The organism is Blautia sp. 210820-DFI.6.14, from assembly GCF_020558815.1.
Lineage (GTDB): Bacteria > Bacillota > Clostridia > Lachnospirales > Lachnospiraceae > Blautia_A > Blautia_A obeum.
On the sequence record NZ_JAJCKS010000033.1, the window covers coordinates 16,341 to 27,381 of the forward strand.

Consider the following 11,041-nt stretch of genomic DNA (forward strand, 5'->3'; position numbering starts at 1 on the left):
TGTGTCTTTTGCGGTTGAGATACAGCTATAGATTTTCCGGTCTGCAAAATAACGGTAGAGGGGACCGGGAAATCAGGTATGGCTTCCTTCGGTCAGGGAACAGCCATCCATCATGCGGATTCCGTTTATGGTATCCAGACAGGTGTCATACATTTCTTTCCATTCGTCAGAGGCATCTTCAGAGTACTGGCTGATGGTGGACAGAAGATCATACTTTTTGCCATCGACTGTTTCGATGCGGCCGAGATAGCCTTGCCATACACTGTCCAGAGGCTGGTCTTCACCATCGTAATATCTGGCTTCCAGGGTCAGCACAGGAACATCCTCATTGTAATAAGTCAGTTTATATCCACCATTTTTGGTTTTGGTCGTTTCATAATGGCAGAGATATTTCCAACGCTCCGGAGTAAGAACCTGGAAGTAATCCGTCATGGCCATATCCACATACTCTGCGTAAACAAATTCTATGGATTTGGTCAGCTCTGCAGCTGCCTTTTCAGCGGCCTTATCATAGGTGTCTGACGGAGTCAGGATAAAAAGTCCAAATGTATAATCGTCAGTCTGGCATACGAGCGCATCTACATTTTTTTCTTCTTCGTTGACTGCGGTTAAATATTGATATTTCGTAGCAGGATAAGATTCAAAGGTAAGATCCTTTTGAGTGATGATCTCACCCTTTACCGGATAGTATTCTGCCAGAAAACCCTTCAGGGAAGAATCCTCCAGAGAAGAATTAGCTACTTTTAAAGCAAAGGCAGTACTTTTTCCATCATTTACGGAACGTTGCTCGAAATAACCTTCTTTTTCAGGCATGGATTCTCTGATCGTATCATCAGCAGTGAATCCAACCCGCATATGAAGTTCGCCACGCTTTTCTGATTTAGAGTATTCTTCTGAAGAATCCCCGGAGGAGGAAGCAGCTTCTGATTCGGAATATTCCTGAAGATTGCCGTAGTCATCAATATAATATGTATCTCTGGAGCCAATATAAGTGGTTCCGGTAGCGTCCTCCAGCCACACACTGCCATCCTCATAATAATAATGAGGTTCAAAATAACCGTCCTGCTCGGTCCAGCCGGCATCGTTGCTTTCCATCAGTTCACCGGAATCAGGATCAGGGGCATAATTACCTTCGCCGATATATTCATCCTCGGAACCATTGCGGTACCAGTAATCTCCGTTTTCATCCTGCCAGATATACTGACCATCATCGGTTGGAGGGTCAGAAGCGAGGACTGGGACTGCAGATATGGAAAGAGCGATCGAGCCTGTTAAAAGAACTAAGAATTTTTTATGCATAGGCACCTCCTGATAAAAAGAACCTGTCTGTTAAGTATATTGTAACAGACAGATTCTGATATTCAGAAATGTGAAGAAAAAGAGACATTTACCGGCAGGTAAAAAGATATCCCTTACCATAAACCGAGACAATGTCATATTCATCGGTATTCTCGGCACCGATCTTAACCCGTAAGTTAAAGATATGCCGTCGTACCGTGCTGGTATCTGTTCCCGCACAGCTGCCCCATACTGCTTCATAGAGTTCCTTTGCAGAAAAAACCTTCTCCTGGTTTTCGGCAAGGAGACGCAGCAGGGAGAATTCGGTATGGGTAAGACCTGTGTCGGCATTATTGAGATATGCATGGCCGTCCGAAAGATCCAGCCGCAGGCTTCCGATTGTGATCTGGCGGGAAGCCTGAAATTTTTCTTTTATTTTTTCTTCTATTCGTTTCTGGCGTTCCAGAAGCATCTGGATCACGGCCAGAAATTCGTCAAAATTATAAGGTTTGGTGAGATAATAGTCGCCTCCCTGCTGAAGCCCTTCTACCTTATCGCGGATATCGCTTTTTCCTGTGAGAAAAAGAACCGGGTTCATGGTTTTTTCGCGGAAGCGGCGGCAGATATCCAGGCCGTTTCCGTCCGGAAGCATAATGTCCAGAATGAGAAGATCCGGCAGCTGTTCTTCAAGCTGATGACAGACTTCGGAGACTGTCTGTGCAGTGCGAACATCGTAGCCACGGCGCCGCAGCATCCGGCAGTTGGTATTCAGCACCTGTTCTTCATCCTCAACCATAAGGATAAGCGATTTCTTTTCATTCATTTATGATACCTCCTCCGGAAGTGAGAAGAACACCTGAGTTCCCTCACCTTCTTTGCTTTTCAGCCATATTTTGCCGCCGTGGGCAGTGATGATCTGATGACAGACATAAAGGCCTATGCCGTGCCGCCAGTAATCTTTATCTGCAGAAACATAACCCTTGAGTGCGTTTTTTCTCATTTCTTCTGACATGCCGGTTCCGGTGTCGGAAACGCAGATGGTCTGCCAGCCCGGTTCGCCTGTAAGGGAAATGGTGATGGTTCCGTTTTGAGTGTGACGATCTGCATTGGAGATCAGATTGGTGATAACCTGGATCAGCCGTTCCGGGTCTGCAGAGATTTCCGGGAGGTCGGGTTGTATCGTAAGGACCAGCTGGTTATTCCCGGAACTTGGATGACTGCTGAAATCTTTTTCTACAGAATGTAAAAGTGCTCCCAGATCTGATGGTACAAGAGAAAGGGCCAGCCGTCCCTGCTCAATGGAAACGGTATCCATCAAATCCAGCACGATCCGGTCGATCCGCATTACCGACTGTTCAATGGTGCGGAGATTTTCCTGCATAAGAGAGAAATCCAGAGGTTCTTCCTCAAGGAGCTCGGAGGTGTCCCGGGCATGGAGGGAGATGGAACTCAGAGGATTTTTGATCTCGTGGGCAACGGTGCTCAGGAAAGTAGACTTGGCATTGTCAAGGGAGCGCAGCCGCCGGTTCTGTTCCTCCAGAAGGAGCTGCTGCTGGTTATATTCCTTCAGATGAAAATAGAGAACAATGCCGCAGACAGTACTTACAGAGACAAATGCCAGAAGAATATCTGCCAGCCGGTCTGCTTCCGTGGCAAAAGGAGTTACAATGTGCGGAAAATGGTATGCGACCAGACACAGTCCTATATATAGGACAATCTCCAGCAGAGAAACGATCAGAGCCCGCCTTTTTTCCAGCATCAGCACGGTAAAAATAATGGCAAACACGAAGAAGGCCGGCATACCGCCATGATATCCGCCGCTGGTAAAAAACATCACCGGAAAAACGATCAGAAAAATCATGACAATGGTGATCAGATAGCATCGCTGATATTTCCCACTGTAATAGGAATAAAGAAAAAGTCCTCCTGAGACTGCGACCAGCACAAGGTTGATCAGGACATTTCCCCAGGAACCGGTTCCTAGACTGAGAAGGGCCATGATCAGGCTGATCACAGTGCCTCCTAAAGCCAGGATATTAAACAGCCGGACACGAAAATCAAGGGTGAGACTGAATAATGAGTGAAAAAAATGATGTATTTCCTGCATTGAAAAATCCTCCAGTAAAAAGAAAACAATGGGAAAGCTTCTGAAGTTACTGTGATTTTATCACAAACAGAGTAAGAAAAACAGTCTGGTTATGTGAAATCGGAGGAGGCGTGAAATGTAATGGAAACTGGATTGGAAAAAATATGGAAAACTGGATAACCGTTAGAGTGAAGGATTAAGATGATTGTAAAACATGCACTTTGTAGGCTATGATTCCTGCCCGATATTTTGTATAATATTACCATAAAATATACGGCAGGAGGTAAGTGTTATGGCATTTTCACTTGACAGCAAAGTAAAGGATATCCTGAAAAATCCGGAAGCGGCAGCAGTTCTGGATAAGTACAGCCCTGACGCTTCAAAAAATCCACAGATGAAACTGGTTGGTGGTCTGACCTTACGGAAACTGGCATCTTTCCCGCAGTCGGCATTTTTGAAACCACATCTGGAAGAACTGGAAAAAGAGCTTCAGGCAATCGAATAATCTTCAAAAAAGAAGCAGTCTCCAATTTGGAGACTGCTTCTTTTTTTGAACTCAAATCTGGAAACATTTTTCTGTGTGAAGTAGATCACAAACTTTTTAGACATGGCATAGGCCAGACCAGCGCGGAAAAACTCACCTTTGACCATATTGACGGTTCCAATTGCATTGATGCGGATGATATTTTCTGTTGTTGTGTCGCTCGGTGAGACTCATATATATCCTCCCTTATTTTTTAGAAACATGTCCAGCCGCCGTCACATTTAAGTTCTTCACCGTTAACATAGCGGGACTGGTCGCTTGCGAGAAACAGGATTGCGTCAGCCAAGTCCTCCGGCATAGCAAGCTCACCGGAGAAGTTCAGCAGCATGCTGGTTCGGCCAAAGCCGAACTCGTCGGAAGGAGGCATGACCAGAGGAATGTCAGTTACGACACCACCGGGTGAAAGTGCATTACAGCGGATGCCTTCTTCCATGTACATGAATGCTGTGTTTTTTGTTGCTGCCAGCACAGCACCCTTGCTTGCACAGTAGGCAGCACCGGAAGTCTGGTGTGTTGCGCCGACGGAGCAGATGTTGACGATTACGCCACCGTTGCCCTGTGCAAGATACTGTCTGCATTCTTCACGCATTCCATACATGAGACCAAATGTGTTGATGCGGAATGTTTCCATAAGCATTGTGTCAGACATGTCCGCAATAGCGGTGTTGTCATCCATGATACCGGCATCGTTTACGGCGATATCCAGTTTTCCGAATGTCTCCACTGCTTTTTTTACCATGTTTACAGCAGTTGCCGGATCACCGACATCACCTGCATGCCAGATTATCTCGCCAGGTAGTTCGCTGCATTCTTCGGCCAGGTCTCTAAGACGCTCTTCGCGGCGAGCAACCGCCACGACCTTGGCACCTTCACGGCAGAACAGTTCTGCTGTGGCACGGCCGATACCTGCAGATGCACCTGTTACGATACAGACTTTTCCATCTAATCTTCCCATAATGTCCTCCTTTCTCAGCAGAAAACTTTGTTTACCACGATGGCCGGAGAATCATTGCAGCCAACGGTCAGCTCCGCACCATCGGGTATGTCAGCGCGGACGGTGGCAAAACCAATGTTTTTGTCGACTGTATAGCCGTAGATTGTCTGTGCACAGCGGCCGACTTCCACACCGTACCAGTATACACGCTCCCAGATGGAGATATCTTCTGTTGATTCACGTGAAAATTCAAGACCGACCATACGATATTTCGGATGTTCTTTACGCGCCAGTGCTGCCTCTTTACCAATGAAATCTTTATCAGCGGCAACGGCCCATCCGAGTCCACACTCATATGGACTCAGGTGCTTAAAGTCCTGTTTGAGCGCGAAGCCTTTTTCCATTGGGATAGATCGGACATAGACTTCAAGAGTTTGAAGTTCACGTCCTCCGACAGCTTCGACAGCTTTCAGTGCTAAATTGTGAATTTCTGCACTCTTATCAAATGCAGAATAGATTTCATAGCCATTTTCACCGGTGAAGCCGGAACGGTGAATATAGACAGGAATATCGCCAATCTTACGCTCGCAGATGCCAAACCGTTTGAGTTCGTCAATCGGTTTATCTAACATGGCATTCATCGCATTGATACTATCAGGTCCCTGTATGGCATACATATCCCAGTCATAGGTGATGATTTTTGTCTGAATATCAGCTGTACCTTTGTGCTTCTCAATCCACGGTAGCAAACGTGGTCCATAGAGGTCGGAGACCCAGTACAGACCATCTGCCATGTGCATGACGATCACATCGTCAATGATTTCACCGTTTTCATCCAGCGATGCAGTGTATTTTGAACGTCCGACAGCAACTTTGGAAATGTTGCTGATATAAATCTTTTGAAGAACCTCCAGTGCGTCTTTGCCGGTAATCTCTACGATATCGTGTGTCCAGCGGTAAAATCCCACACCCTTACGTATAGCATCAGCGTCTGCGCGTGCGACGTTATCTTCTCTAAACAGCATATTTTGTCCTCCTCCTTTACAGCATTCGCGAGTCTTCCTTGCGGATGACCTTGATGTACATTTCTTCTTCGTCACGATTTTCGATTACACAGGACCATTCCGTGCTGACCAGCGTTTTAGCTGCACCATTCCACTGTGCCTCGTAGGCATCTACCAGTTCATCCAGAGGTGCCATCTCATAACGGGCAGTAAAGTCCTCTGATTTGACCTTGATCCAGGTTTCATCCTTGGTCCAGCGAACCATCTCATAGGGGACCTGTTGTACGTCCAGCATATAGCGGATATATCCGCCGAGAATACGGCCGTCGTTCTCGTCCATATCATGAGGAATGCCCAGAAAACTCCGCAGACCTTCTTTTGCAAAGGGATCGATAAACTGATTTTTACCGGCAGTAGCAAAGATAATGCGGAATACTCGCATGAATTCATCTTCATCAGGCGCCATCTCTTTAATAGCCATCATTGGGAACTGGATAGACCATACCCAGCCCATTTGCGCAACCCAGTGATATGCTTTTTCCAGCGATGTTTCCTCGCCGAAGTTCTGTGTGTATTGACCATTACGCAGACACTGACCATCTTTGACCATGCGTTCTCGAGGCGTATCATGAATAGGATCTACAGGTTGCTGCATATGTTCCAGCCAATCCTGCTTCGGCAGTCCATAGACATCCCGTCGTTCTGCCACGACACGACAGTGCTTGTTACCACAGCCTCGTGCCTGGCACATATTCAGTGCCACTTCGTTTTCTGTTCCGTTGGAAGAAGCCAGATCGAAGTTTGCAGTGAACATACTGGTGGTCATATTGCACAGTTCGCTGCCCACAATATCCCAGGGACAGGTATCCAGCTCTTTTTCCACTCGATTTCGGGTAAACTGTATTACTCGACCGGCCATATTTTCCCATTCATCGCCGGAGTCACCGGTAATGCCACCAAGCCAGCTGGATTTTTCACAAAGCTCCGGGATGTTAAATGCTTCATAGAGAGCAGCATTAACATAGTTTTTCTGTTCATCGGGGCTTCCTGCAACTGCCATATTCATCATATTGGCAATATTGCAGATGGCTGCGGTGCGTTTTTCCCAGTTAGGTTCAAAAATGCGCATGACCTGAAAAAGATTGGCAGTCATAGCGGCAATTTGGCGATTCAGCTGTCGATAGGCTTCTTCCTCCGTAATTAGTCTGCCCCAGGCAGTTGAAAAGCATTTTTTCGTCTCCAGTTTTTCTTTTAGCATGGTATACCTCCTGTCTACTTTTGTTTTGATTTATTATAGTCAAAAAATACTGCATCGAACATTCTACAAAAAGATGGTTTTTATCTTCTTCTTTACATACAATTTGTATTCTAAAAAACCATACAATTTATATGGACATTATTTGTGAATAATGCATATAAAACAGATGCCACCCATACAAAACGTATGGGTGATATCTTGACAGCTTTTTTTTGAAAAATTATAATATTTTTAGAATAATTTGGGAGGCTGGTTATGAAGTTATGCGCGGATATTCTTTATTGGAGGCTGAAAGAAGAACTGACAGGAGTTTTGTTTCATGGCAGGAAGAACAGTACACTGATCTTGAACCGACCGGAATTTTATCTGGATCGATCTCAGTCCTTTGAGGAAAATAGTGTCTATGTCTGTTCTGCAGATCATTTACCACAGACACCAGAGTTGGGAGAAAATGTCTGTCTGGTATGTTTGGGAGAACACTGGAATCTTAATGCCTACTATGAGCGGTGCAGCGTTATTCTTATACATGGCAGCCAGGACATTTTTCGAATATTCAATTTGGTGCAGGAGGTATTCAATCAATATGATACCTGGGAGGAAAGGCTCTGGTTCATCCTGCGCCATGGTGCAGCTTTGTCTCAAATGCTGGATGCCAGCAGAGGCATCTTTGAAAATCCAATGCTGCTTATAGGCTCGGATTTTCGCTATCTGGGAGTGACGGAGGAAGAGTACCTGAAAAAACAATTGGGATTGCAATTGGATACGCAATCTTTCGATGTTGAGAAAATGGCAACATTTCTGTCTTTGCATGATATGTCCAACTATGTTCGCGAACCTCTGTTGCTGGAATTACAGGGAAAGCGTTCTCTTTCTGTAAATATTTTCGATCAGGAAGAATACTTAGGATGTCTGACTGTTTTTGAAGAATCTCGTCCATTCAGGTCCTCTGACAGGGCATTGGCAGTTTTCTTTTCCAAACTTCTGCGACAGGCTATTCAGCAGAATCCGATTTTGTCCAGTACCCGTACCGCTGTACGACGAGCCTTGCGCAGCGTCATTTCCGGGCAGCGTATTGATTTTGAATATCGTCGTGCTTTGAGTATGGAAAATGGAAAGCATGATTGGATCTGTATGAAGCTGATTCCGGAATCCAGCGGTAGTCATCTTTCAGGAACCTATCTTTCTGCTGCTTTGGAGGAGCGACATCCAGGATCATTTGCATTTGAATTTGAGGATGCTGTTGTAGAATTTCTGCCTGCTGATCAGGTTCAAAAGGAATCAATGGATTCGCTGACTTCCGTTTTGGAAAAACTTGGAGCCATTTGTGGTGTTTCCTCCTCATTTAACAATCTCTACGATGGAAATCATGCCTGGTTTCAGGCTTCTGCGGCGTTGCAGAACGGACTTTCTCAGGAAGATAATTCTATCATATTCTATTTTCAGGACTATTTGCTTCCGCAGCTTCTCAACAGTGCTCTGGCGGGACGGCCAAGCTGGGTTTATTATACGGAAGGCCTGAAACGCCTGAAGAAACATGATGACAGTTCACAGGTTTCTTATTTACATACTCTGAGGGTGTATTTGGACAATAATCTTTCTGTTACAAAAACTGCTGCGGCGCTTTATCTGCATCGTTCTACTCTGCTCGATCGGTTATCTCATATTACTGCCATGCTTGGCAGTGATCTGAGGGATCCGGACTATTGTCTGACACTTGGGATTATTCTTAGGGCCGAGTTGGAGCAACGACGAATAGAGAAAATTTATCTGAAATAACTTATCACATAAGACTGTAAAATGTCACATTAAAGATATAGATGATGTCTGGGATGCAACATGATAGAATGGTTAGAATAAAAAAATTGTAGGAATATAAAAACATGGAATTAAGACTATTACGCTATTTTTTGACAGTAGCAAAAGAACAGAGCTTTACAAAAGCAGCAGAACAATTGCATATTACCCAGCCAACGCTTTCCAGACAAATGGCGGCATTTGAAGAGAACCTGGGAATAACATTATTTATTCGAAGCGGGAAGAAAATTTCACTTACTGATGAGGGGATTCTATTAAAAAGGCGTGCCTTGGAGATTCTTAATCTTGAGGAAAGGACGCTTGAGGAACTGAAAGGAAAAGAAGAGGTTGTAGAGGGCACGATAACCATTGGATGCGGTGAATTTGCAGCGGTGGAGACATTGGCGGAGATATGTAAAATATATAAAGAAAAATACCCGCTGGTTCAGATTGTATTGCATACTGCAACAGCAGATGCAGTGTATGAGATGATGAACAAAGGACTTGTAGATATTGCATTATTCATGGAGCCGGTGGACACCGAAGGGCTGGATTATATCCGGATCACAGATTGCGATCACTGGTGTGTCGGAATGCGGCCGGATGATCCGCTGGCAGAAAAAGAGTTTATAAAAAAAGAAGATCTTATTGGAAAACCCTTGATTCTGCCGGAAAGAGTAAATGTTCAAAGTGAACTTGCCAATTGGTTTGGAAAAGACTTTTCGAAACTGCAGATTGCTTTTACAAGTAATCTTGGAACGAATGCCGGAGTTATGGCAGCAAATGGACTGGGCTATCCGGTATCCATCGAAGGTGCTGCAAAGTATTGGCGGGAGGATATTCTTGTACAGCGAAGAATTTCTCCTGAAATCACGACCAGTACGGTGATTGCCTGGAGACGAAACATCCCATATTCTTTGGCAGTCCGTAAAATGATCGAGGAAATTAATGCTTTCCGGGCATAAAATAAAATTCAATATAAGCATTAGACATAATAAAAATATCAGGTATAAAATAGATGTATAAGAGAAATTCAAATCTTATACATCTATTTTTATACGAAAAATTCGCAAAGAAAGGGGATTTTTATTATGAGTAAAAATTTAGTCGCATTTTTCAGTGCAAGCGGGACAACAAAAAAAGTAGCAGAAATGATTGCAGAGGAAGCAAAAGCGGATTTATTTGAGATTGAGCCAAAAGTTCCATATACAAAGGCTGATCTTGACTGGATGAATAAAAAATCCCGCAGCAGTGTGGAAATGAGTGATAAGAAATACAGACCGGAGATTATGAAGAAAAAGATGGATATGAGTTCTTATGACGAGATCCTTCTGGGATTCCCAATCTGGTGGTATGTAGCTCCGACAATTGTCAATACATTTTTGGAAGCCTATGATTTCAGTGGCAAAAAGATTGTGCTCTTTGCAACATCCGGTGGAAGTGGATTCGGTAATACTGTAAAGGAATTACAGCCATCTGCACCGGATGCAGTTATCACAGAAGGCAGCCTGTTAAATCGTGGAACAAAACAGGAAATCAGTGATTGGGTAAAATCTTTATAAATAACAGTGCTATGGAGGGATACATAATATGGGAAAAATAATACAGACAGCAGGAAGAAATGCACTTGGCGAATTCGCACCGGAGTTTGCACATTTTAACGATGATGTGCTTTTCGGTGAAAACTGGAATAACCAGGATATCGATGTAAAAACAAGAAGCATTATTACCGTGGTTGCTCTGATGGCTTCCGGAATTACGGATTCTTCTTTAAAATATCATCTTCAAAATGCAAAAAATCATGGTGTAACACAAAAAGAGATTGCTGCAGTGATCACACATGTTGCATTCTATGCAGGTTGGCCAAAAGCATGGGCTGTTTTCAATCTTGCAAAGGAAGTGTGGGAGGCAGGTGAAGGAGATTTGCCATACGAAGAGGAAGCGATGCGCGCGCATGCAAAAGAGATGGTATTTCCAATTGGTGCACCAAACGATGGCTTTGCACAGTATTTTTCGGGCAGGAGTTTTCTTGCACCGATTTCTACTTCTCAGGTTGGAATTTTCAATGTGACATTTGAACCTGGATGTAGAAATAACTGGCACATCCATCATGCAAAAAGCGGAGGTGGGCAGATTCTGGTAT

The 11,041-nt window shown here is 44.3% G+C and carries 11 protein-coding genes; 5 read left to right on the forward strand and 6 right to left on the reverse strand.

All coding sequences use genetic code 11. The features are described from left to right. Nucleotides 1-72 precede the first annotated feature (72 nt). The 3 genes from LI112_RS16035 to LI112_RS16045 all read right to left on the reverse strand — a co-directional run bounded on the left by LI112_RS16035 (nucleotide 73) and on the right by LI112_RS16045 (nucleotide 3,385). A complete protein-coding gene (locus tag LI112_RS16035; RefSeq protein ID WP_227191080.1) occupies nucleotides 73-1,299 on the reverse strand; it encodes a hypothetical protein in 1,227 nt (408 codons plus the stop codon). A gap of 88 nt (nucleotides 1,300-1,387) precedes the next feature. Continuing rightward, nucleotides 1,388-2,101, reverse strand: a complete 714-nt coding sequence (locus LI112_RS16040; protein ID WP_227191081.1) for a response regulator transcription factor — start codon at nucleotides 2,099-2,101, stop codon at nucleotides 1,388-1,390. Further along, a complete protein-coding gene (locus tag LI112_RS16045; RefSeq protein ID WP_227191082.1) occupies nucleotides 2,102-3,385 on the reverse strand; it encodes a sensor histidine kinase KdpD in 1,284 nt (427 codons plus the stop codon). Nucleotides 3,386-3,656: 271 nt separating this feature from the next. Here LI112_RS16045 and LI112_RS16050 point away from each other — a divergent pair, with 271 nt between their 5' ends. Continuing rightward, a complete protein-coding gene (locus LI112_RS16050; RefSeq protein ID WP_005426717.1) occupies nucleotides 3,657-3,869 on the forward strand; it encodes a hypothetical protein in 213 nt (70 codons plus the stop codon). 232 nt (nucleotides 3,870-4,101) lie between these two features. Here LI112_RS16050 and LI112_RS16055 read toward each other — a convergent pair whose 3' ends face one another. Genes LI112_RS16055 through LI112_RS16065 form a run of 3 tightly spaced genes read right to left on the reverse strand, consistent with a single transcriptional unit; the run spans nucleotide 4,102 to nucleotide 7,104 of the window. Then, the gene (locus LI112_RS16055) at nucleotides 4,102-4,863 is read right to left on the reverse strand and encodes an SDR family NAD(P)-dependent oxidoreductase (protein WP_005426714.1); all 762 of its coding nucleotides are present in this window, start codon (nucleotides 4,861-4,863) and stop codon (nucleotides 4,102-4,104) included. Nucleotides 4,864-4,877: 14 nt separating this feature from the next. After that, nucleotides 4,878-5,867 (reverse strand): glycine cleavage T C-terminal barrel domain-containing protein, encoded by a 990-nt coding sequence (locus LI112_RS16060; RefSeq protein WP_005426712.1) that lies wholly within the window; start codon nucleotides 5,865-5,867, stop codon nucleotides 4,878-4,880. A 16-nt stretch (nucleotides 5,868-5,883) separates the two neighbouring features. Next, nucleotides 5,884-7,104 carry a hypothetical protein gene (locus LI112_RS16065; protein WP_005426710.1) on the reverse strand — a complete coding sequence of 407 codons (1,221 nt, stop codon included), beginning with the start codon at nucleotides 7,102-7,104 and terminating at the stop codon, nucleotides 5,884-5,886. A gap of 255 nt (nucleotides 7,105-7,359) precedes the next feature. On the opposite strand from LI112_RS16065, the gene LI112_RS16070 reads away from it, so the two are divergent. The 4 genes from LI112_RS16070 to LI112_RS16085 form a co-directional block, all read left to right on the forward strand. After that, the gene (locus LI112_RS16070; RefSeq protein WP_005426708.1) at nucleotides 7,360-8,880 is read left to right on the forward strand and encodes a CdaR family transcriptional regulator; all 1,521 of its coding nucleotides are present in this window, start codon (nucleotides 7,360-7,362) and stop codon (nucleotides 8,878-8,880) included. Nucleotides 8,881-8,984: 104 nt separating this feature from the next. Then, entirely contained in the window at nucleotides 8,985-9,863 is an 879-nt protein-coding gene (locus tag LI112_RS16075; RefSeq protein ID WP_227191083.1) for a LysR family transcriptional regulator, read from the forward strand. A gap of 126 nt (nucleotides 9,864-9,989) precedes the next feature. Further along, nucleotides 9,990-10,460, forward strand: coding sequence for a flavodoxin (locus LI112_RS16080; protein WP_227191084.1), 471 nt, complete (start codon nucleotides 9,990-9,992; stop codon nucleotides 10,458-10,460). A 28-nt stretch (nucleotides 10,461-10,488) separates the two neighbouring features. After that, nucleotides 10,489-11,041: carboxymuconolactone decarboxylase family protein (locus tag LI112_RS16085; protein WP_227191085.1), on the forward strand; the 553-nt coding region annotated here is incomplete at its 3' end.

Coding starts and splice junctions, on each gene's coding strand:
- LI112_RS16050 (WP_005426717.1), top strand. CDS start 3,657: ATGGCATTTTCACTTGACAGCAAAGTAAAGGATATCCTGAAAAATCCG.
- LI112_RS16080 (WP_227191084.1), top strand. CDS start 9,990: ATGAGTAAAAATTTAGTCGCATTTTTCAGTGCAAGCGGGACAACAAAA.
- LI112_RS16040 (WP_227191081.1), bottom strand. CDS start 2,101: ATGAATGAAAAGAAATCGCTTATCCTTATGGTTGAGGATGAAGAACAG.
- LI112_RS16045 (WP_227191082.1), bottom strand. CDS start 3,385: ATGCAGGAAATACATCATTTTTTTCACTCATTATTCAGTCTCACCCTT.
- LI112_RS16070 (WP_005426708.1), top strand. CDS start 7,360: ATGAAGTTATGCGCGGATATTCTTTATTGGAGGCTGAAAGAAGAACTG.
- LI112_RS16035 (WP_227191080.1), bottom strand. CDS start 1,299: ATGCATAAAAAATTCTTAGTTCTTTTAACAGGCTCGATCGCTCTTTCC.
- LI112_RS16075 (WP_227191083.1), top strand. CDS start 8,985: ATGGAATTAAGACTATTACGCTATTTTTTGACAGTAGCAAAAGAACAG.
- LI112_RS16055 (WP_005426714.1), bottom strand. CDS start 4,863: ATGGGAAGATTAGATGGAAAAGTCTGTATCGTAACAGGTGCATCTGCA.
- LI112_RS16065 (WP_005426710.1), bottom strand. CDS start 7,104: ATGCTAAAAGAAAAACTGGAGACGAAAAAATGCTTTTCAACTGCCTGG.
- LI112_RS16060 (WP_005426712.1), bottom strand. CDS start 5,867: ATGCTGTTTAGAGAAGATAACGTCGCACGCGCAGACGCTGATGCTATA.